Genomic DNA, 21224 nt, shown 5'->3' with positions numbered 1-21224 from the left:
AAGCTCCCGTGCCGGACCGCCGACCGGGCGGCACGCGCCCGGGTCGAGGGTGTCGCGTGCGCCGATTTCACGGCCGGATGCCCGCGCGGAATTTGGGAACGCGCAAGCTGACCTTTGTCCCCGCGCCGGGGGCGGTTTCCACGACCAACCCGTAGTCGTCGCCGAAGGCCGCGCGCAATCGGTCGTCGACGTTGGCCAGTCCGACGTGGGCGGCCTCTCCGGACCCGGCGGGGCCCGTCCCGGCGTCGACGGCGTCCAGCGCGCCGGAGCGCAGGAGGTCCGGGTCCATGCCGACGCCATCGTCCTCGACGCTGATCACGCAGTCGGTGCCCGCGTCGGTGGCGACGATGCTGACGGTGCCGCCGTGGGCGGTGCCCGCCAGCCCGTGCCGCACCGCGTTCTCCACCAGCGGCTGCAGCGCCAGAAAGGGCAGGACCACCCCGAGCACCTCGGGCGCGATCCGCAGCCGCACCTGCAGCGCGTCGCCGAAACGGGCGCGTTCCAGCGCGAGGTATCGCTCGATGTTGCGCAACTCGTCCGACAGCACCGTGAATTCGCCCGCGGCCCGGAAGGAGTACCGGGTGAAGTCGGCGAATTCGAGGATCAGCTCCCTGGCCCGCGCCGGGTCGGTGCGGACGAACGAGGCGATGGTGTTCAGCGCGTTGTAGATGAAGTGCGGGCTGATCTGTGCCCGCAGCGCGCGGACCTCGGCGCGGTCCAGCCGGGCCCGTGACGCGTCCAGTTCGGCCAGCTCGAGCTGTCCGCAGGCATACCGGGCCACTTCGGCGACCGCGCCGAGCCGACCGGGTCCCGGCTGGCCGGTGCTCACCACGCCCAGGACGCCGGCCACGCCGTTGGATTCGATCAGCAGCGGTTGCGCGATCAGGGTGCGCCCCGCGTGTTCGCCCCGGCCCGGTCCGGCGACGAGCACCGGACGCTCGCCCGCGACGGCGCGCTCGGCGGCTTCGCCGAAGTATTCGGCCAGTTCGGCGTGCGGCCCGTCCCAGGCCAGCAGGGTGCCGTCGGGATCGGCCAGCGCGAGCGCCTCGGCCCCGGTGAGTGCCCGCAGGTGCGGCGCCGCCTCCCGGGCGGACTGCTCGGTGAGCCCGCGCCGCAGCGGTACCGCCGCCAGCGACGCGATGTGCAGCGCCGAATGCACCGCCCGCTCGGCGGGGGTGGTCACCACTCTGCGGGTGCGCGACCAGATCAGCAGCGCACCGGCGATCAACGCGGCCGTGGCCGCGACGGCGAGCGCGGTGGTCATGGCGGGCAGCGGCGCGGGGGTTTCATGGGCTGATTATCCGATCTGATCGGTTGCTGGGCGGTGGCGGCCGTGTAGCGCGAAGACGGCGTGCGGTCGAGCGCGGGCACGGGCGACAGCGTCGCGCGAGGGGGCTGGAGCCGGTGAGAGTGGCCGGCCGCCGCGGTCCCCGGCGATCGGGTGCGGGGTGGCGATCGAGCGCTCGCGGCAAACGATCGCCACAGCGGCCGTACAAGCCGGCCGGTTCGAGTCGAGCGCGGACCGCGTCGCCGCCGGGCGAGGGCGCGGTCCGCCTATGGGAGTCTCAGCCCTGGTACGGAGGCACCGTGAACTCGACGGTGCCCGGGTCGGGGAAGTGCGCCGCGCCGATGGTGACGGTCGCGGTGAACTGGCCGATGCCGGGCGCGAACAGCGTGGAGTGGCTGCTGTTGCCCCAGTAGCCGGGGCCCTGGGCGACCACCTGGAACGTGCCTTCCTGGCCGGTGCCGACGTTGTGCCAGTTCAGCGTGATCGGCAGCGTGCACGGCCCGGTGCCGACCAGCGTCGCGCCCACGGTGAACGCCGCCTGGTTGGGGTAGGCGTTGCCGTTGACCGACATCTGCACCTGACCCACGCACGGCCCCTGAGCCAGGGTGTACACGGTGGCGAACGCGGCGGGCGCGGCGGTCGCGGGCGCGGCCGTCGCGACCATGGCCGCCATCGCGGTGAGGGGTACGGTCAACAGTGCTGTGGTCGAATTCATCGACACCTCCACGATTTCGGGAAAACAATCCTGCCTGTCGTGCTCGTCCGTCCCCGGAAGCGCCCGGCAGCGTCGCGGGGAGGGAAGCAGAGCGTACCGCCGTGTCATGGCCCTCGGCCGGTGGTTGCGGCATTCCGTGCAGTCCCGACACTCGCGGAAATCGGCCGCTCACACGGCGAGTCGCCAGGACGCGCCGGTGATCATCCTCACCGACACGCCGGGCACCTGCGCGACGCCAGCGAGCCGTGCCGAACCGGTCGGTGGGCCCGCCTAGAATCGGTCCAGCCAACCCCCGTCGAGACCTTGGGAGGAAGGACCGTCTTGGCCGCCTCGTCCGGATCGTTCGTCCATCTGCACAACCACACCGAGTACTCCATGCTCGACGGTGCGGCCAAGATCTCGCCACTGTTCACCGAGGCGAAACGGCTGGGGATGAACGCGGTCGGGATGACCGACCACGGCAATATGTACGGCGCGTCGGAGTTCTACAACTCGGCCAAGAAGCACGACATCAAGCCGATCATCGGCATCGAGGCCTACATCGCGCCCGCCTCCCGGTTCGACACCAAGCGCGTGCAGTGGGGCGATCCCAGCCAGAAGGGCGACGACGTCTCCGGCTCCGGGGCCTACACCCACATGACCATGGTCGCCGAGAACGCGACCGGCCTGCGCAACCTGTTCAAGCTCTCCTCGCTGGCCTCGATCGAGGGCCAGCTCGGCAAGTGGGCGCGCATGGACGCGGAGATCATCGCCCAGTACGCCGAGGGCATCATCGCGACGACCGGCTGCCCGTCCGGCGAGGTGCAGACCCGCCTGCGCCTCGGGCACGAGCGTGAGGCGCTGGAGGCCGCGGCCAAGTGGCAGGAGATCTTCGGCAAGGACAACTTCTTCCTCGAGGTCATGGACCACGGCCTGTCCATCGAGCGCCGGGTCCGCGAGGGATTGCTGAACGTCGGCAAGCAGCTGGGCATTCCGGCGCTGGCCACGAACGACTGCCACTACGTCACCAAGGACCAGTCCGCCAACCACGAGGCGCTGCTGTGCGTGCAGACCGGCAAGACGCTGTCGGATCCCACGCGGTTCAAGTTCGACGGTGACGGCTACTACCTGAAATCCGCCGAGGAGATGCGCGCGCTGTGGGACGCCGAGGTGCCCGGCGCGTGTGACAACACGGTGCTGATCGGCGAGCGGGTCCAGTCCTACGACGACGTGTGGGCCTTCAAGGACCGCATGCCGGTCTTCCCGGTGCCCGAGGGCGAGGACCAGGATTCCTGGTTGCGCAAGGAGGTCGACCGCGGCCTGGCGCGCCGGTTCCCGGGCGGCGTGCCCGAGGAGTACTACACCCGCGCCTACTTCGAGCTCGACGTCATCAAGCAGAAGGGCTTCCCCGCCTACTTCCTCGTCGTCGGCGACCTGGTCAAGCACGCGCGGGAAGTCGGTATCCGGGTGGGTCCCGGCCGTGGTTCGGCGGCCGGTTCGCTGGTGGCCTACGCGCTCGGCATCACCAACATCGACCCGCTGCCGCACGGCCTGCTGTTCGAGCGGTTCCTCAACCCGGAGCGTCCGTCCGCGCCCGATATCGATATCGACTTCGACGATCGCCGGCGCGGTGAGATGGTCCGCTACGCCACCGAGAAGTGGGGCAGCGACCGGGTCGCCCAGGTGATCACGTTCGGCACCATTAAGACCAAGGCCGCGATCAAGGACTCCGCGCGCGTCCAGTTCGGCCAGCCCGGCTTCGCCATCGCCGACCAGATCTCCAAGGCGCTCCCGCCGCCGATCATGGCCAAGGACATCCCGCTGTCGGGCATCATGGACCCCGATCACGAGCGGTACAAGGAAGCAGCCGAGGTCCGTGAGCTCATCGGCAGCAACCCCGACGTGGCCAAGATCTACGAGACCGCGCGCGGCCTCGAGGGCCTGATCCGCAACGCCGGTGTGCACGCCTGCGCGGTGATCATGTCCTCCGAGCCGTTGATGGACGCCATCCCGGTGTGGAAGCGGCCCCAGGACGGGGCGATCATCACCGGCTGGGACTACCCGTCCTGCGAGGCCATCGGCCTGCTGAAGATGGACTTCCTCGGCCTGCGCAACCTCACCGTCATCGGTGACGCGCTGGACAACATCAAGGCGAACCGCGGCATCGACCTGGACATGGACAACCTGCCGCTGGACGACCCGGCCACCTACGAATTGCTCTCGCGCGGTGACACTCTCGGCGTCTTCCAGCTCGACGGCGGCCCCATGCGCGACCTGCTGCGCCGCATGCAGCCCACCGGCTTCAACGACATCGTCGCCGTGCTCGCGCTGTACCGGCCCGGCCCGATGGGCATGAACGCGCACAACGACTACGCCGACCGCAAGAACGGGCGGCAGCCGATCAAGCCGATCCACCCCGAGCTGGAGGAACCGCTCAGGGACATCCTCGCCGAGACCTACGGCCTGATCGTCTACCAAGAGCAGATCATGTTCATCGCGCAGAAGGTCGCCTCCTACTCGATGGGCAAGGCCGACGCGCTGCGCAAGGCCATGGGTAAGAAGAAGCTCGAAGTGCTCGAGGCCGAGTACAAGGGCTTCCACGAGGGCATGACCGCGAACGGTTTCTCCGAGGCCGCGGTGAAGGCGTTGTGGGACACCATCCTTCCCTTCGCCGGTTACGCGTTCAACAAGTCGCACGCCGCCGGCTACGGCCTCGTCTCGTTCTGGACCGCCTACCTCAAGGCCAACTATCCGGCCGAGTACATGGCGGGTCTGCTCACCTCCGTCGGCGACGACAAGGACAAGGCCGCGGTCTACCTGTCCGACTGCCGCCGCCTCGGCATCACCGTGCTGCCGCCGGACGTCAACGAGTCCGAGCAGAACTTCGCCTCCGTCGGCAAGGACATCCGCTTCGGTCTCGGCGCGGTGCGCAACGTCGGCGCGAACGTCGTGGCCTCGATCATCCAGGCGCGCAAGGAGAAGTCGAAGTTCACCGACTTCTCCGACTACCTGAACAAGATCGACGCGATCGCCGCGAGCAAGAAGGTCACCGAATCGCTGATCAAGGCAGGCGGTTTCGACTCGCTCGGGCACCCGCGCAAGGGCCTGATGCTGATCCACTCCGACGCGATCGATGCCGTGATGGCCACCAAGAAGGCCGAGGCGATGGGTCAATTCGATCTGTTCGGCGGCTTGGACGCGGACGAGTCGGTGACTTCGGTGTTCAACGTGAAGGTGCCCGACGAGGAGTGGGAGTCCAAGCACCGTCTCGCGCTGGAGCGGGAGATGCTCGGGCTGTACGTGTCCGGACATCCGCTCAACGGCGTCGAGCATGTCCTCGCGGCGCAGGCCGACACGCAGATTCCCGCCATCCTCGAAGGCGACATCAAGGACGGCACGCAGGTGACCGTCGGCGGCATTCTCGCCTCGGTGAACCGGCGCATCAACAAGAACGGCCTGGCCTGGGCCTCGGCCCAGCTGGAAGACCTCACCGGTGGCATCGAGGTGCTGTTCTTCCCGCAGGCGTACTCCGTGTACGGGATGGACGTCGTGGAGGACGCCGTGGTGCTGGTCAAAGCGCGCGTCTCGGTCCGCGACGACCGGATCTCGCTGATCGCGAACGATCTCGCCGTGCCCGACCTGTCCGCCGTCGGCGTCGCCAAGCCGCTCGCGGTCACCATCACCACCCGGATGTGCACACCGGACAAGATCGGCGAACTCAAGCGGGTCCTGTCCAGGCATCCCGGCACGTCGGATGTCCACATCCGGCACGTCGGCGCCCGAGACAAGACCACGCTGCTGAAACTCGACGACCGCCTACGCGTCTCCCCGTCGTCGGCACTGATGGGCGACCTGAAGGCGCTGCTGGGCCCAGGCTGCCTGGCGAGCTGAGCGGCATGCTGCGCACGGGCCATTCGTCGGCTGCATGCCCACCCGGGGTTGTGACGTCGAGTGGCACATGGCTGCGGCGAAACGCGAGCGGAAGAGCTCTCCACCATGTGCCGTGATCTTGATCTGCGTGGCCCCGCCAGGCCGGTGGGATGCCGTTCGTGACGGCGAGTTCGACCGGCCGGCCTGAACGGGTTCCCACGCAGAACGACAGTGGCCCCGCACCCGATCTGCATCGTCGGGCCAGGGCCGCTGCCTGGGTGGGCAGGGGTTATCCCACTTCGGCCAGCGCCGGGGCAGGCGCGCCGGCCGACGCTCGCGCCGCCTCCTTGCGTTGCAGGGCGTGGCTGCCCGCGACGACGGCGAGGGCGGCCACGCCGAGGACCACGCCGATCCACGCGACCGCCGGGTAGCCGAGGCCCGCGCCGATGGCCAGCCCGCCGAGCCAAGGGCCTGCGGTGATGCCGACGTTGAACGAGGAGATGTTGGTGGCTCCCGCCAGGGTGGGCGCGTCGCCGGCGAGGGTGAAGACGCGGCTGTTCAGGGTCGGGTTGATGCCGAAGCCGAACGCGCCCAACAGGAATGACAGCAGCACGACCGGCACGGCGTGTTCCATGGTGAGGGCGAGCAGCGCGGAGGTGAGCACGCCACCGGTGATGCCGACGTACAGGCTGGTGAGCGGGTGATCGTCGGCGGTGCGCCCGCCGAGGACGATGCCGAGGAAGGCGCCCAGTCCGTAGACGCCGAGTACCACCGGAATCCAGCCGTCCGCCAGGCCGGTGGTGCGGGACAGCAGAGCGCCGAGGTAGGCGAAGGTGACCATCAGCGCGGCGATGGACAGCGCGGTGGTGGCGTAGGACAGCCACAGCGCGGGACGCATCATGGTCCGCAGTTCGGTGCGCAGTCGCAGCGGCGCGTCGGTCCGTCCGCCGGGGATCTTCGCCAGCACGCCGATCCCGGCCGCCGCCGACAACAGCGCGACCGCCCAGAACGCCGCCCGCCAGCCCAATTGCTGCCCGATCACGGTGCCCGCCGGGAGCCCGATGATGATGGCCAAGGTGAGCCCGCCCGCGACGATGCTCATCGCCTTGCCGCGCGCGGTGACAGGAACCAGGCTGATCGCCGTGGTCGCGGCCACCGCCCAGAACCCGGCGTAGACGAACGCGCCGACCACCCGCGTCGCGAACAGCACCCAGTAGTCCGAGGTCAGCGCCCCGACGACGTGCGTGCCGACGAACACCGCGAGGAAGGCCAGCAGCGCCGTCCGCCGCGACCAGCGCAGCGTCGCCACCGCCAGCACCGGCGCGCCCACCAGCATGCCCAGGGCGAACCCGGAGATGAGCAGCCCCGCGCGCGGCACGGAGACGCCCAGGTCTCCGGCCATCTCGGTGAGCAGGCCCGCGAGCATCAGCTCCGAGGTGCCCTGGGCGAAGATCGACAGACCCAGGACGTAGATCGCCACGGGCATCGGTACCTCCTTGTTTTGTACTGATCTATCCAAAATGTGGGCGCGGCGAAGCCGTCGCCGAGCCGAGAGGGTTCAGAGGGCGTCGAGCGCGGTGGTCGCGATGGCGGCCAGCGTTTCGCGGTCCGCGCCGCCGCGCGCGGCCACCCGCATCCCGCTGATCGTGGCGATCACGAAGTGGGCCAGCGCTCGCGGATCCTTGTCCGGCGCGATCTCGCCCGCGCGCCGGGCGCTGTCGAAGACGTCGATGAGCGCGGCGAGCCGTCGTTCGTGATCGGCGGCGAGCACGGCGGCGAGTTCGGGATCGCGCGGGGCGAGTTCGATCATCGAATTGACCACGAGGCAGCCGAGCGGGTCCTCGTCGGGGGCCTCGGCGATCTGCCACAACAAAGCGTGGATCTTGACGCGCACCTCCGCCGGGCTGTCGAGCAGATCGAACGTCGCGGCGTTCTTCGTCGTCATGTAGCGGCGCAGGGCGCGGCCGAACAGGTCGCGCTTGCTGGTGAAGGTGTTGTAGATGCTGCTGCGGCCGAGCCCGGTCGCGGCGCAGAGGTCTTCGGTGGAGGTCGCCTCGTATCCCGCGCGCCAGAAGGCGTGCATCGCCGCGTCCACCGCGCGGTCCTCGTCGAACGATCTGGGTCGTGGCATGGGTTCAGGCTAGCACAGTTTTGAACAGATCGTTCCAATATCTGGCCGATGGCTTGTGACCTGCGGTGTTTCAAACCGCAAGGCGCTGTTAAGCATTCGATAGGCGGGTGCGCGGACAGTTCTGGAGCAAGTCGTCCACTCCAGGAAACGAGGATCACCATGCAAGCCATCCTGCGCACCCTGCGCCTGCTCGTGCTCGGCGTCACGCTGTTCGTGCCCGCGTTCGCCGTCGCGGCGGTCGGGGCGGGCGCGGCGAACGCGGGCTCGGTCTACGAGATCGAGTTCGCGCCGGGAAGCGATCACACGTCGGTCGACGGAGCAGTAGTCCGCGGCGATGCCGACACCTTCGCGTTCGAGGCGCGGGCCGGGCAGACCTTGACCCTCGACCTCAGCTCGGTGGAAGCCAACGCGCGGTTCACCACCAGCGGCCCGGACGGGCGCGTCCTGTGCGCGGAGGAGACCTGGAGCCGGATCACGTTGCCCAAGAGCGGCTACTACACCATCTCGGTGGAGCCGAGCCGTGGCAACGCGACCTACACCTTGTCGGTGCGCATCGTCTGATCGTCAGGGCGACACCGCGACACCGAGCGTCTGGGCGACCAGGAAGCGGGGAGCGTGCTCCCCGTAGAACGACTCGGCGTCGCGGATCTCGAAACCGGCGTCTGTCACCAGGCCGCGGATGTCGCGGTTGAGGTGGCAGCCGCCGAACAGTCGTTTCTGAACCGGGTTCAGCCGGTTCTGCCACACTCGCACTTTTTCGTCCGGTGCCCGTCCGTGTTCGACGAAATGCAGGGTGCCGCCAGGGACGAGTACCCGGCGCACCTCGGCGAGCGCGGCGGCGATGTCGGGGATGGTGCACATCGTCCAGGTCGACAGCGCGCAGTCGAAGGTGTCGTCGGCGAAGGGCAGCGCCTGCCCGTCCAGCCCGGCCCGCTCGACCGGCACGGTGGCGGCGGCGAGGCGGCCGCTCGCCAGCCGCCAGCCGAGATCGGCGGGCTCGACCGCGCACACCTTCTCGACCGCCGCCGGGTAGAACGGCACATTCAATCCGGAACCGAAACCGATTTCCACGACCCGCCCGTGCAGGCCGGCGCACGCCCGCTCACGTAACGGCTTCAAGTCCTGCAACCCGCAGGCAAGGTCGACGATCCGGGGGACCACGTGCTCCGCATAGACGCCCACCTCTCCACTCTCGCAGGCACGACCTGTTCAGACCAGGGCCCCACGACCATTTGCCAGGCGGATTCCTGCGCTCGGCCGGTCACGCCCTCGACCGCGGACGTCTTGACGTCACGCCGGCCGGGGCGCGCGTGCGCCAGTAGCTGCAGCATCCACGGGTGCCTGCGTTAGAGGCGCCACTTCTGGTGCGCCTTGTCCCGGGCGGCGGGATCTCGGCGAGCACCAGCTCCCGCGATCCTCGTCAGGAGCGCTTCCCGGTCGGGAAGTGGCGTTAGAGCATGGCGGTGGCGACGCCGGGCGCACTGGCCGGGGTGCATGGTGAGGCCGTCGATCCCGTCGCGGTCGGTCGGCTCCACCGCCGCGCGAGTGATGTCGGGTCAGCCCCGTGGGACGAGCGGCGCCGCGTACGGGAATGTAGCGGGCGCGGGCCGGCACTGTCGGTCGCGGATCTGGTCGCGCGGACCACGTGCACCGGCCGGTTGCCGCGCATCAGGGGTTGCTGCATCGAGGCCGGTGTCCGTATCCGGCGGGCCGGGCGTGCCCGTGCGATGCTGGCGCGGTGACTGTGTTCGAGGTGTGGGCGCCGCGGCCGGAGGCGGTGCGACTGGATCTGGAGGGTGTCGTCCACTCGATGAGGCGGTCGCCGGACGGGTGGTGGCGCACCGATGTTCCGGCCGCGGACGGGGCCGGATACGGCTTCCTGCTCGACGACGACCCGACCGTCCTGCCCGATCCCCGTTCCCCGCGCCAGCCCGACGGAGTACACGCCCGCTCGGCCCTGCACACCCTCGATCCGGCGGGGTGGACCGACGCGCACTGGACCGGGCGGCCGCAGGCCGGGGCGGTCTACTACGAGTTGCACATCGGAACATTCACCCCCGAAGGCACCTTCGACGCGGCGATCGAACGGCTCGACCATCTGGTCCGGCTGGGCGTCACCGTGGTCGAAGTGATGCCGGTGAACGCCTTCGACGGCACGCACAACTGGGGCTACGACGGCGTGCTCTGGTACGCGGTGCAGGAGAGCTACGGCGGCCCCGACGGTTTGCAGCGGTTCGTGAACGCCTGCCATCTGCGCGGGCTGGCGGTCTGCCTGGACGTGGTCTACAACCATCTCGGCCCGTCCGGCAACTACCTGCCCCGTTTCGCGCCCTACCTGACGGAGGGCCGCAACACGTGGGGCCAGAGCCTCAACCTGGACGGCCCGCAGTCCGATCACGTGCGCGCCCACATCCTGGACAACGCGTTGCGCTGGTTGCGGGATTTCCACATCGACGCCCTGCGTCTGGACGCCGTGCACGCTCTGGTGGACCGCACCGCCACACACCTGCTGACCGAACTGTCGGTCGCCGTCGAGCGGCTCGCCACCCACGTGCGCAGGCCGCTGACGCTGGTCGCGGAGAGCGACCTGAACGATCCGAAGCTGATCACCCCGCGCGCGGCCGGCGGCTACGGCCTCACCGCCCAGTGGAACGACGACCTGCATCACGCCGTGCACACCGCCGTCTCCGGCGAACGGCAGGGCTACTACGCCGACTTCGGTTCGCTGCGCTGCCTGGCCCGCACGCTGAAGCACGGCTACTTCCACGCCGCAACGTATTCCAGTTTCCGCGGGCGCACGCACGGCCGCCCGATCGATCGGAGCCTGATCCCCGGCAGCGCGCTGCTGGCCTACACCTGCGATCACGACCAGATCGGCAACCGGGCACTCGGCGACCGCCCGAGCGCCTACCTGACCGATGGGCAGCTGGCGATCAAAGCCGCCCTCGTGCTGTGCGGGCCGTTCACGCCGATGCTGTTCATGGGGGAGGAGTGGGGAGCGCGCACGCCGTTCCAGTTCTTCACCTCGCACACCGATCCAGAGGTCGCCGCCGCCACCGCATCCGGGCGCAAGAAAGAGTTCGCCGCCCACGGCTGGCCCGCGGGCGAGGTGCCGGACCCGCAGGACGTGAAGACGTTCCTGCGCTCCAAGCTCGACTGGACCGAAGCCGACGAACCGGGGCACGCCCGGCTGCTGTCCTGCTATCGCACCCTGCTCGCCCTGCGCCGGGACCGGGCGGAGCTCAGTGACCCCTGGCTGACCCACGTTTCGGTGGACTACGACGAGGCCGCCCGATGGATCGTCCTGCGCCGGGGCACGCTGGCCCTGGTGTGCAACCTCGGCGAGGACCAGGTGGCGGTGCCGATCGCGGGCATCCCGCTGCTGTCCTGGGAGTCGCCGACGATCGGCCCTTCCGCCACAACCGTTCCCGGCCACTCCTTCACCCTGCTGGAAACCGCCCCGCCCGGCCCGCGCTGAGCGCGTGGAACCCCAGCTCGCGGCAGGCTTTCGGGCGGTCGCCCGGTAACGGGCGTACAACTGTCCGAGACAGGTACTTTGCCGGAATCGTCCCATGCCATTACCGTGGAGAGATGAGCAACGTCGCTTCCGGGGACCTCGCGGTTCTTCCCCCGGGGATGGGTGGCAGCGCCGCCGCCGAATTCGCACCGTTCGTGCGCGCTTTCGCACGGGCGTTCGGCAATCGCCGGGGTGCGGGCGCGGCGTTCACGCTGCACCGGCACGGAGAGCCGCTGGTGGACATCTGGGTCGGCTCCGGTGGTGACGCTCCGTGGACCAGGGACACCGGCACGATCATCTTCTCGGCCACCAAAGGGATCGCCGCCACCGTCGTGCATCGTCTCGCCGATCGCGGGTTGCTCGACTACTCCGCCCCGGTCGCGGAGTACTGGCCGGAGTTCGGCGCCAACGGCAAGCGCAAGATCACCGTTCGCCATCTGCTCACCCACCGGGCTGGACTGTCCGCGCTGGCCCCCATCGCGACCGGCGGCCTGGCCGACGTGCTGGATCACGAGCTCATGGAACAGCGCCTGGCCGCGGCGAAGCCCGACCGCCTGCTCGGCGTGCCCACCTACCACGCGCTCACCTTCGGCTGGCTGATCGGCGGCCTGACTCGCTCGATCACCGGCATCAGCCTGGGGGAATTGATCCGCACGGAGGTCGCCGAACCACTCGGCATCGAAGGACTGCATTTGGGCAAGCCGCCCGCCGGCTCGCCGACCATCTACGCCCCGCTGGCGGGCACCCAGCTCAGCGCGCTCGGAAAACCCTTGGGTGCGGCTGTTCTCGGCCGGAGTCACCGGATCCCCGGCGCGCTCGGCGCCGCCACCCGCTGCCTGTTCCTCCCCGGCCTGGAAGCCATTCTGGAAGGCGCGAGCCCGCCGATCCTGGACACCGAACTCGGCGCGGGCAACGGCGTGGCCACTGCCCCCGCGCTGGCCCAGTTGTACGGCGCGCTCGCGGGCGACGGCACCGTGGCCGACCGCAGATACCTCGGTCGCCACACCATGAAAGCCCTGCGCCGCATCGAGACCTACCAGCCCGATCGCGCGCTGTTCTACCTGCCGATGATGTGGCGCCTGGGCTACCACTCCCTGCCGATGCCGGGCGCTCACGCCGGGTTCGGGCACATCGGCCTGGGCGGCTCCTTCGGCTGGGCCGAACCACGGCTGGGCCTGTCGGTCGGCTTCGTGCACAACCGGTTGTCCGCCGCCCAGCTCAGCTACGACCAGACGGTGGCATTCTGGCTGCTGCCGCTCATGCTGAACTGCCTACGCGCTTCCCGGCGCCGGATCCCGGCCACGGAGACGCCCAAGGCGGCCTGAGGCCCCCGGCGTGCTGTCCGAGCGGGCTCGAGGCACCCGTTAGACCGGTGGTGTGACGTTTCCGAGAGGGCGTAACGGCGTCCCGCACCGGTGGCGTGACGTCCGAGGGCATCAGGCGTTCAGCGGCGTGACGGCCGAGGCGGCGTGACGTGGCCCGGTGCACCGGTGGGGTGATGTCCGAAGGGGCTGGTACCGGCGGCGTGACGTCCGAGGGCGTGGGGGCATCCGGTACCGGCGGCGTGATGTTCGGGAGGGCAGACGCGCCCGGTACCGGCGGTGTAGACGCTGACACCGGACGCGCACGGATTCCGGGTCAGGTCAGGTAGCGGTAAGCCGGGGAATCGGGCTCGAGGCGCTCGCACTGGATCGGAGAGTGCCGCATCCGGTCCAGCAACGGCGCCAGCCCGTCCGGCGCGCCGAGTTCGATGCCGACCAGCGCCGCGCCCGTCTCCCGGTTGTTGCGCTTGACGTACTCGAACAGCGTGATGTCGTCGTCCGGGCCGAGCACCTCGTTGAGGAAACGGCGCAGCGCACCGGGTTCCTGCGGGAAATCCACCAGGAAGTAGTGCTTGAGGCCCCTGTGCACGAGCGAGCGTTCGATGATCTCGCCGTAGCGGGACACGTCGTTGTTGCCGCCGGATACCAGGCACACCACCGTCGAGCCCGGCTCCACGGTGATCTCCGCCAGCGCCGTGGTGGTGAGCGCGCCCGCGGGCTCGGCGATGATGCCCTCGTTCTGGTACAGGTCGAGCATGGTCGTGCAGATCGCGCCCTCGTCGACCTGCATCATCTGGAAAGCTCCCGCGCCGCGCGGAGATTCGGTGGTGGTGAGCAACGGCAGCGAGGCGTGCGAGACCACCCGCCCGCCGAAACCGGACACCGCGGCGTACGGCACGGTGCCGACCCGGCGCACCGCGGCGCCGTCCACGAACGGATCGATCTCCGGCAGCGTAACCGGACCTCCGGCCACCAGCGCCGCGGTCATCGAGGCCGCGCCCGCGGGCTCCACGCCGAGGATGGCGGTCTGTGGCGAGCGCGCCCGCAGGTAGGTGCCGATACCGGCCAGGCAGCCGCCGCCGCCCACCGGCACGATCACCAGGTCGGGCGAGATGGGCAGCTGCTCCAGGATCTCCGCGGCGATGGTGCCCTGACCTGCCGCGGTGCGCGTGTCGTCGAACGGCGGCACCATGGTGGCGCCGGTGCGTTCCACGTCGGCGGCGGCGGCCGCGGCGGCGGCGTCGTAGGTCTCGCCGACCGCGATCAGTTCGACGAACTCGCCGCCGTGCACCCGGATACGGTCACGCTTCTGCTTCGGCGTCGTGGTCGGCACGTAGATGCGGCCCTTGATCCCCATCGCCTGGCAGGCGAACGCGACGCCTTGGGCGTGGTTGCCCGCGCTGGCCGCGACGACGCCCGCCGCGCGCTCGTCCTCGGTCAGCTGGACCACCAGGTTGTAGGCGCCGCGCAGCTTGTAGGAGCGCACCGGGCTGAGGTCTTCGCGCTTCAGGTAGACGTTCGCCCCGGTCAGCTGGGACAGCCGTTCGCTGCGCTGTAGCGGGGTCGGATCGATGACGTCGGCAATTCGCTTGTGGGCAGCATCGATCTCGTCCGCGGTGAGCGCGGGGCGAGAAGCGGACAATGCGTCGAGGACATCAAGCGGATTGGACACCCGAATCATGGTGCCACCCGCTGCGGCGGTGACCTGCGGCGGGTGGCGGTGACACGCTGGCTACCTGCGTAGGAGCTACCTGGGCGTGAGGACGAAGACGGGGATCTGACGGTCGGTCTTGGTCTGATAGTTCGCGTAGTCGGGCCACACCTCGACCGCGCGCTCCCACCACCGCGCCTTCTCCTCGCCGAAGACCTCGCGCGCGGTGTAATCCTTGTTGACCGTGCCGTCGCGCAGCTCTACATGCGGTTCGGCCTTGATGTTGTAGTACCAGACGGGGTGCTTCGGCGCGCCGCCCAAAGAGGCGACCACGGCGTACTCGCCGTTGTGCTCCACCCGCATCAGCGGTGTCTTGCGCAGCTTGCCGGTCTTCGCGCCTTTGGTGGTGAGCAGGATGATCGGCTTGCCTTGCAAGGTCGCGCCCTCGGTGCCGCCGGAGTTCTCGTACTTCTCGGCTTGCTCGCGGGCCCAGCCGGATGTGCTCGGTTCGTATTCACCTGTCAATGGCATGTCTGCGGCAACGCCGCGGCGATTCGCTGTGTTCCCTGCGACAAAAGTTCGCTGGCCCGAACTTCGAATTCCGACTACCCTGAGCAGATGGCGGTCGTTCACTCCTCGGCGCGCGGCACCACGATCGACATCGCGGGCTCCGCGTGGCCGGCCTACAAGCTCGACGCACTGGTCGTCGGGCTGGTGAGCTGCCTGGTCCTGGCCCTGATCACAGGATCGTCGCAGATCGCGGTCCTCGTCGCGGCGGCGCTCGGCGCGGCCCGGTGGCTGATCGGCATGGCGTTCGCGGGTCTCGACGACCGGTCCGGCGGCACGCCGTAAGTCCTCCGCATTAACGCTCTCCCGTCCCACGCGATGAATTCGAGTAGTCGAGTACGCGGGTTTCGATGGGATACCAGCGGGAGGATCAGCGCATGAAACGCCTGGTTGTATGTTGCGACGGCACCTGGAAGGCCGAATCGAGCAGCACGGTTTCGAATATTGTCAAGATCGCCCAGACGATCCGGTTCGACGCGCCGGGGCCTGCGGGAGAGACGATCCAGCAGTGGGTCACCTACGTCTCCGGTCCGGGCGCGCGCGGCTTTCTCAGCGATCGCCTGATGGGCGGCGCCTTCGGTCTCGGTCTCGAGGCGAACCTGTCGTCCGCCTACTGGCATCTCGCCTTGAACTGGGAGAAGGGCGACGAGATCTACATCTTCGGCTTCAGTCGCGGCGCGTTCACCGCGCGCAGCCTGGCCGGCCTGATCAGCCGCATCGGGATCATGACCCCGGAGGCGATGATCGAGGGCAAGTACCCGGAAGCATTGCGCATCTACCGGCAGCCCCCGCCCGCGCCCACGCCCGAAGACCCGGACCCGGCGGAGCCGCGGGAGTGGCAGGAGTTCCGCCGGAAGCACTGCAGGAGAGCGAAGATCGATTTCCTCGGCGTGTTCGACACCGTCGGCGCGCTTGGCGTCCCCGGCATCACCTCGCTGCGCCACCGCTTCCACGATGTCAAGCTCTCGCGTCACGTGCACTGCGCCCGCCAGGCGCTGGCCATCGATGAGCGGCGGCGCAACTTCGAGCCGTCCGTGTGGGAGGTGCCGGTCGAACCGACCGTGAAGTACCGGCGCGGGTTCGAGCGGGTCAAGCAGGTGTGGTTCCCCGGCGTGCACAGCGATATCGGGGGCGGCTACGCCGAATGCGGTCTGTCCGACGCGACCTTGCAGTGGATGGTCCGCGAGGCGGAGTCGGTCGGTCTGGCCTTCGACCGCGACCGGCTGGCCGCGCTGTCGAAGCGCTGCGACACCACCGACGGCGATCACATGCGGCTGCACGATTCGCTGAGCATCGGCTACCGCATCCTGAACGTACTGCGCACGCTGCGCAATCCGCGCAGCCCCCGCTTCCACTGGGACTCCTGGCGGCGGATCGCCACGCCCACCGATCAGGGCGTGCGGCTGTCGGCCAGCACGCAGGACGCGCTGGACTACCAGCCCGCGAACCTGCGCCGGTGGCGCGCGGAGCTGGGCGGTGTGATCCCGGAGAAGACCTTCGAGCAGGTACGCGGTGTGTTCGAGAAGGAGCTCGAGCACGTCCCCGTGCCGGCCGACGCGTCCGCGCTCCAGCTCTCAGCGCACCAGTAGGGCGACCGGCAGCCTGCCGAACATCTTCTCCAGCCGCGCCCGGCCCTGGAAGGTGTGCCCGGTCAGCCGATCGGTCCAGCTGCCCGCGGGCAGGTCGAGGAACGTGTCGCCCCATCCGGTCTCGGCCAGGCCCACGCTGTGGCGGGTGGCGGCGACGATCACCTCGGGCGGCTCGCCCGCACGGCCGCGGGCGTAGGACACCACCTTGCTCGCGTGGTCGCCGGTCGCGAACAGCGGCCGGTAGGCGCCGCCGACGAAGCAGTCGGGACGTTCGCGACGCAACCACAGCGCGTAGGCGACGATCCACATCTTCGCCGCGCCGGTGGTGTCCAGCGCCGGTGTGCCGGTGAGCGATTGCAGCATGCCCGCGCGGGCGGCGAAGTCCACCGGCCTGCGGTTGTCCGGGTCGACGAGGGAGTCCTCCCACAGCTCGCAGCCCTGGTAGACGTCCGGGATGCCCGGCCCGCACAGTTGCAGCAGTTTCTGCGCCAGCGCGTCCGACCAAGCGTGCGGGGCCAGCTCGTGCACCAGATCGCCGAGTTCGGAGCCCACCGGCCCGTCGATCACCGCGTCCAGCCAGGCGTGCACGGCGGCCTCGAACTCGGCGTCCGGCTCCTCCCAGGAGGTCTTGGTGTTCGCCTCCCGCATCGCCTTCTCGGCGAACGCGTGCAACCGTTCGCGCAGACCGGGCACCGACGCGGCGGGCCTGCCGTCCGCGGGCCACACGCCGAACATGTTCTGCAGCAGGAACAGCGCCGTCGCACCGTCCGGCGCGGGGGCCGTCTCCAGCCAGGAGTCGACGTTGCGCGCCCAGGTCTCCGCGGCCTGGGACAGGACGCCGATGCGGGCGCGCACGTCCTCGCCGCGTTTGGTGTCGTGGGTGGACAGCGTCGTCAGCGTGGCGGGCCACAGCTGCGCGCGCTGGCTCATGGACAGATGGAACTCGTTGAGCGAGTGGCCGAAACGCGCCGGGTTGCCGCCCACCTCCTGCAACGAGACCAGCCGCGCGGCCTGATAGAACATGGTGTCCTCGACCGCCTTCGCGGTCACCGCGCCGCAGACCTGGCTGAAGCGCACCGCCGCGGCCCCGTCGGCGGCCAGCGCCGCGACCAGGACCGCCAGCGGCGCGGTGAGCTCGCTGTTGCGCTTCTCCACCTCGGCGATCACCGCGCCCGCCATCCCGGCCAGCGGCGCGTAGTCGGCCCGGTACACCGGCATGAACGCCAGCACCTCGATGGTGGCGTTGGTCAGCGCCATGGTGTCGAAACTCTCGGCGTTCGCGTCCTGTTTGATCGCGGCCACCAGCCGCCGGATCTCCGGCGCCAGAATGGTCTCCGCGACCGCGCGCTTGATCCGGTGCTCGGTCTCGCCGATCCAGGCCCGGTCGCTGCCGTGCCCGGCGACGCGGCGCGAGAGCTCGGTGAGCGCGTGCTCGCCGCGCGGATCGATCAGCACGCCGCCGAAGTCGGCGAGCGCCTCGTAGCCGGTGGTTCCGTCGATCGGCAGGGTCGCGTCCAGCGGCTCACGGTTGGCCAGGATCTTCTCCACCAGCAGCAGCCGGTGCGGGCCGATCAGCCTGCGCAACCGGGTGAGGTACCCGGCGGGATCGGCCAGGCCGTCCGGATGGTCGATCCGCACGCCGTCGATCAGGTCGTGCTCGCACCAGGCGGCGAGCTCACGGTGGGTGAGCTCGAAGACCTCGGGGTTCTCCTGCCGGATCGCGGCCAGGCTGCTGACCGCGAAGAACCGCCGGTAGGTGCACAGCCCGGCCTTCCAGCTCACCAGCCGGTAGTGCTGTTTGTCGTGGATGCGCAGGGCGTTGTCGCCGTCGGTGCCCGGCGCGATCGGGAAACGCAGATCGTGCAGGGCGAGCATGGGTTCGGCGCCGGATCGGTCCACGGTCAACGCGGCCGGGTCGTTCTCGCTCTGCAGCACCGGCAGCGCCAGCCGTCCGCCCGCGCCGTTGCCCGGGCTCCAATCGATGTCGAAGTACGGCGCGAACCGCGACTCCTGGCCGTTGCGCAGGACGTCCCACCACCATACGTTCTGCCGCGGATCGGCCACGCCGACGTGATTGGGCACCAAGTCCACGATCAGTCCCATGCCACGGCTGCGCACCTCGTCGGCGAGGGCCTTGAGCCCGGTGGGGCCGCCGAGCGCGGCGGAGACCGTGGTCGGGTCGGTGACGTCGTAGCCGTGCGTCGAACCGTGTGTCGCGGTGAGGATCGGCGACAGATACAGGTGCGAGATGCCCAGCTGCTGCAGGTATTCCGCGATGGCGCGCGCCTCGGCGAAGGTCAGCGCGTCCGGGCGCAGCTGTAGCCGGTAGGCGCTGCGGATCGTGGTCTGGAGTGCGGGCTTGCGGCGCAGGGATACCGGGTCGGTCACGTGCGTCTCGGTGGAATCGGGTGCGTTCATCGGCATTCGGGTCAGGCGGCCAGGCGGAGGACGAGGAGACAGCGAGCTTCGACGGCGACGGTCGCGCCGCCGGGATACCCGGCGTCGGCCAGGCCGGTCGGCGTCGAGCAATCCAGTGCTACCGACCACTCCGTGCCGTCGCCGGTGCTCGGTAGCACGAAGTCGATAGCCGCGTCATGGGCGTTGAAACACAACAGGAACGAATCGTCGGTGATCCGCTCGCCGCGCGGGCCCGGTTCGGGGATCGCTTCGCCGTTGAGGTAGACCGCCAGCGACTTGCCGAATCCGCTGTCCCAGTCCGCTTCGGTCATCTCCTCGCCGGACGGGGTGAGCCAGGCGATATCGCGGGCGTTGTCCGCCGACCGGATCGGCCCGCCCGCGAAGAAGCGGCGACGCCGGAAGACGGGGTGTTCGGTGCGCAACGCCACCACCGCGCGGGTGAATTCGAGCAGATCGGCGTTCTCCTCCCGCAGGGACCAGTCCATCCAGGCCAGCGGGGAGTCCTGGCAGTAGACGTTGTTGTTGCCGTGCTGGGTGCGGCCCATCTCGTCGCCGTGCGCGAGCATCGGCACGCCCTGGCTGAGCATCAGCGTCGCCAGCAGGTTGCGGCTCTGCCGGGCGCGCAGGGCGAGGATGCCCGGATCGTCGGTCGGGCCTTCGGCGCCGCAGTTCCACGAGCGGTTCCAGCTCTCGCCGTCCCGGTTGCCCTCGCCGTTGGCCTCGTTGTGCTTCTCGTTGTAGGACACCAGGTCGCGCAACGTGAACCCGTCGTGCGCGGTGACGAAGTTGATGCTGGCGCTCGGCCTGCGGCCGGTGGCCTCGTACAGGTCCGAGGAGCCGGTGAGCCGGGAGGCGAACTCGCCCAGCGTCGCCGGTTCGCCGCGCCAGTAGTCGCGGACGGTGTCGCGGTATTTGCCGTTCCACTCCGTCCACAGGCCGGGGAAGTTGCCCACCTGGTAGCCGCCCTCGCCGACGTCCCACGGCTCGGCGATCAGCTTGACCTGGCTGACCACCGGGTCCTGCTGCACCAGGTCGAAGAACGTCGAGAGCCGGTCCACGTCGTGCAACTCCCGCGCCAGCGTCGCGGCCAGATCGAAGCGGAAGCCGTCGACGTGCATCTCCAGGATCCAGTAGCGCAGCGAGTCCATGATCAGCTGCAAGGTGTGCGGGTGACGCACGTTGAGGCTGTTGCCGGTGCCCGTGTAATCCATGTAGTGCGACGGGTCGTCGTCGACCAAGCGGTAATAGGCGGCGTTGTCGATGCCGCGGAAACCGATCGTCGGGCCGCGGTGGTTGCCCTCGGCGGTGTGGTTGTAGACCACGTCGAGGATCACCTCGATGCCTTCGGCGTGCAGCGCGCGCACCATCGCCTTGAACTCGGTGACCGCTGACCCGGCGCGGTCCATCGTCGCGTACTCGTTGTGCGGCGCGAGGTAGCCGAAGCTGTTGTACCCCCAGTAGTTCCGCAGTCCCTGGTCCAGCAGCACGCGATCGTGCAGGAATTGGTGCACCGGCATCAGTTCGATCGCGGTGACGCCCAATCCCTTCAGATGGTCGACGATCGCGGGGTGGGCGATGCCGGAGTAGGTGCCGCGCAATTCCTCCGGCACCTCGGGATGGGTCATCGTCATGCCTTTGACGTGCGCCTCGTAGATCACCGTCTCGTGGTAGGGGCGGTTGGGCGCACGGTCGGCGCCCCAGTCGAAGTACGGGTTGATCACCACGCCGGTCATGGTGTGGCCGAGGGAGTCCAGACCGTGGGTGTAGAGCGAGGGGTGATCGTCGAAGTCACCGTCGAACGCCTTGCCGTACGGATCGAGCAGCAACTTGCTCGGATCGCAGCGCAGGCCACGGTCGGGGTCGTACGGGCCGTGCACCCGGAACCCGTAACGCTGCCCGGGATCGATCCCCGGCAGGTAGGCATGCCAGACGTAGCCGTCTACCTCGTCGAGCGCGATCCGGGTCTCGGCGCCGTCCCCCTCGATCAGGCAGAGTTCGACCGCGTCGGCAACTTCCGAGAACACCGAGAAATTGGTGCCCGCGCCGTCGTAGGTGGCCCCGAGGGGATAGGCGGTGCCGGGCCAGACACCCAGTGGTGTCGCGTCGCCGGGCGCTGCGTCGGGCTGAGCCATGGCAACGACAGTAGCGGCAGCCGGGCGCTCCGCTGTGCGGGTGGT

The 21224-nt window shown here is 69.5% G+C and carries 15 protein-coding genes; 6 read left to right on the top strand and 9 right to left on the bottom strand.

Annotation, left to right across the window (positions count from 1 at the left end; all coding sequences use genetic code 11):
* Positions 1-67: 67 nt before the first annotated feature.
* Together QMG86_RS21835 and QMG86_RS21830 are read right to left on the bottom strand one after the other, a co-directional pair.
* Positions 68-1264 (bottom strand): sensor histidine kinase, encoded by a 1197-nt coding sequence (locus tag QMG86_RS21835; RefSeq protein ID WP_281874542.1) that lies wholly within the window; start codon positions 1262-1264, stop codon positions 68-70.
* 301 nt (positions 1265-1565) lie between these two features.
* On the bottom strand, positions 1566-2003 hold the full coding sequence (locus QMG86_RS21830) for a hypothetical protein (protein ID WP_281874541.1): 438 nt from the start codon (positions 2001-2003) through the stop codon (positions 1566-1568).
* Positions 2004-2324: 321 nt separating this feature from the next.
* Between QMG86_RS21830 and dnaE the strand changes: the two genes are divergently transcribed.
* Positions 2325-5873 carry a DNA polymerase III subunit alpha gene (gene dnaE / locus QMG86_RS21825; protein WP_281874540.1) on the top strand — a complete coding sequence of 1183 codons (3549 nt, stop codon included), beginning with the start codon at positions 2325-2327 and terminating at the stop codon, positions 5871-5873.
* A gap of 268 nt (positions 5874-6141) precedes the next feature.
* Here dnaE and QMG86_RS21820 read toward each other — a convergent pair whose 3' ends face one another.
* Together QMG86_RS21820 and QMG86_RS21815 are read right to left on the bottom strand one after the other, a co-directional pair.
* Positions 6142-7338 carry a Cmx/CmrA family chloramphenicol efflux MFS transporter gene (locus QMG86_RS21820; RefSeq protein ID WP_281874539.1) on the bottom strand — a complete coding sequence of 399 codons (1197 nt, stop codon included), beginning with the start codon at positions 7336-7338 and terminating at the stop codon, positions 6142-6144.
* A gap of 72 nt (positions 7339-7410) precedes the next feature.
* Positions 7411-7983 carry a TetR/AcrR family transcriptional regulator gene (locus tag QMG86_RS21815; protein ID WP_281874538.1) on the bottom strand — a complete coding sequence of 191 codons (573 nt, stop codon included), beginning with the start codon at positions 7981-7983 and terminating at the stop codon, positions 7411-7413.
* A 159-nt stretch (positions 7984-8142) separates the two neighbouring features.
* Between QMG86_RS21815 and QMG86_RS21810 the strand changes: the two genes are divergently transcribed.
* Entirely contained in the window at positions 8143-8544 is a 402-nt protein-coding gene (locus QMG86_RS21810) for a PPC domain-containing protein (RefSeq protein ID WP_281874537.1), read from the top strand.
* Positions 8545-8547: 3 nt separating this feature from the next.
* Here the strand turns inward: QMG86_RS21810 and QMG86_RS21805 are convergent, their stop codons facing one another.
* Complete coding sequence (locus tag QMG86_RS21805) at positions 8548-9165, bottom strand: class I SAM-dependent methyltransferase (RefSeq protein ID WP_281874536.1); 618 nt, start codon at positions 9163-9165, stop codon at positions 8548-8550.
* A gap of 556 nt (positions 9166-9721) precedes the next feature.
* Between QMG86_RS21805 and treZ the strand changes: the two genes are divergently transcribed.
* Both treZ and QMG86_RS21795 read left to right on the top strand, forming a co-directional pair.
* The gene (gene treZ / locus QMG86_RS21800; RefSeq protein WP_281874535.1) at positions 9722-11461 is read left to right on the top strand and encodes a malto-oligosyltrehalose trehalohydrolase; all 1740 of its coding nucleotides are present in this window, start codon (positions 9722-9724) and stop codon (positions 11459-11461) included.
* 113 nt (positions 11462-11574) lie between these two features.
* Entirely contained in the window at positions 11575-12825 is a 1251-nt protein-coding gene (locus tag QMG86_RS21795) for a serine hydrolase domain-containing protein (protein ID WP_281874534.1), read from the top strand.
* Positions 12826-13138: 313 nt separating this feature from the next.
* On the opposite strand, the gene ilvA is transcribed toward QMG86_RS21795, so the two are convergent.
* Positions 13139-14494, bottom strand: coding sequence for a threonine ammonia-lyase IlvA (gene ilvA, locus QMG86_RS21790; protein ID WP_281874533.1), 1356 nt, complete (start codon positions 14492-14494; stop codon positions 13139-13141).
* 75 nt (positions 14495-14569) lie between these two features.
* Positions 14570-15004, bottom strand: a complete 435-nt coding sequence (locus QMG86_RS21785) for a nitroreductase family deazaflavin-dependent oxidoreductase (protein ID WP_281874532.1) — start codon at positions 15002-15004, stop codon at positions 14570-14572.
* Positions 15005-15091: 87 nt separating this feature from the next.
* On the opposite strand from QMG86_RS21785, the gene QMG86_RS21780 reads away from it, so the two are divergent.
* Complete coding sequence (locus tag QMG86_RS21780) at positions 15092-15325, top strand: hypothetical protein (RefSeq protein ID WP_281874531.1); 234 nt, start codon at positions 15092-15094, stop codon at positions 15323-15325.
* A 92-nt stretch (positions 15326-15417) separates the two neighbouring features.
* Positions 15418-16629 (top strand): T6SS phospholipase effector Tle1-like catalytic domain-containing protein, encoded by a 1212-nt coding sequence (locus QMG86_RS21775; RefSeq protein ID WP_281874529.1) that lies wholly within the window; start codon positions 15418-15420, stop codon positions 16627-16629.
* Here QMG86_RS21775 and treY read toward each other — a convergent pair.
* Both treY and glgX read right to left on the bottom strand, forming a co-directional pair.
* Positions 16615-19047: a malto-oligosyltrehalose synthase gene (gene treY / locus QMG86_RS21770; protein ID WP_281874528.1), complete on the bottom strand. Its 2433-nt coding sequence runs from the start codon at positions 19045-19047 to the stop codon at positions 16615-16617. The two genes, QMG86_RS21775 and treY, sit on opposite strands and share 15 nt — an antisense overlap.
* An 11-nt stretch (positions 19048-19058) precedes the next feature.
* On the bottom strand, positions 19059-21179 hold the full coding sequence (gene glgX / locus QMG86_RS21765; RefSeq protein WP_281874527.1) for a glycogen debranching protein GlgX: 2121 nt from the start codon (positions 21177-21179) through the stop codon (positions 19059-19061).
* Positions 21180-21224 lie beyond the last annotated feature (45 nt).

Origin of the sequence: Nocardia sputorum, from assembly GCF_027924405.1 — a bacterium.
GTDB classification, from domain to species: Bacteria; Actinomycetota; Actinomycetes; order Mycobacteriales; family Mycobacteriaceae; genus Nocardia; species Nocardia sputorum.
Note: the sequence above shows the minus strand (reverse complement) of the source record. Positions and strands in the feature narration are given on the sequence as shown.

Coding starts and splice junctions, on each gene's coding strand:
- QMG86_RS21785 (WP_281874532.1), bottom strand. CDS start 15,004: ATGCCATTGACAGGTGAATACGAACCGAGCACATCCGGCTGGGCCCGC.
- QMG86_RS21835 (WP_281874542.1), bottom strand. CDS start 1,264: ATGACCACCGCGCTCGCCGTCGCGGCCACGGCCGCGTTGATCGCCGGT.
- QMG86_RS21810 (WP_281874537.1), top strand. CDS start 8,143: ATGCAAGCCATCCTGCGCACCCTGCGCCTGCTCGTGCTCGGCGTCACG.
- treY (WP_281874528.1), bottom strand. CDS start 19,047: ATGAACGCACCCGATTCCACCGAGACGCACGTGACCGACCCGGTATCC.
- QMG86_RS21780 (WP_281874531.1), top strand. CDS start 15,092: ATGGCGGTCGTTCACTCCTCGGCGCGCGGCACCACGATCGACATCGCG.
- QMG86_RS21815 (WP_281874538.1), bottom strand. CDS start 7,983: ATGCCACGACCCAGATCGTTCGACGAGGACCGCGCGGTGGACGCGGCG.
- QMG86_RS21795 (WP_281874534.1), top strand. CDS start 11,575: ATGAGCAACGTCGCTTCCGGGGACCTCGCGGTTCTTCCCCCGGGGATG.
- QMG86_RS21820 (WP_281874539.1), bottom strand. CDS start 7,338: ATGCCCGTGGCGATCTACGTCCTGGGTCTGTCGATCTTCGCCCAGGGC.
- glgX (WP_281874527.1), bottom strand. CDS start 21,179: ATGGCTCAGCCCGACGCAGCGCCCGGCGACGCGACACCACTGGGTGTC.
- QMG86_RS21775 (WP_281874529.1), top strand. CDS start 15,418: ATGAAACGCCTGGTTGTATGTTGCGACGGCACCTGGAAGGCCGAATCG.
- QMG86_RS21830 (WP_281874541.1), bottom strand. CDS start 2,003: ATGAATTCGACCACAGCACTGTTGACCGTACCCCTCACCGCGATGGCG.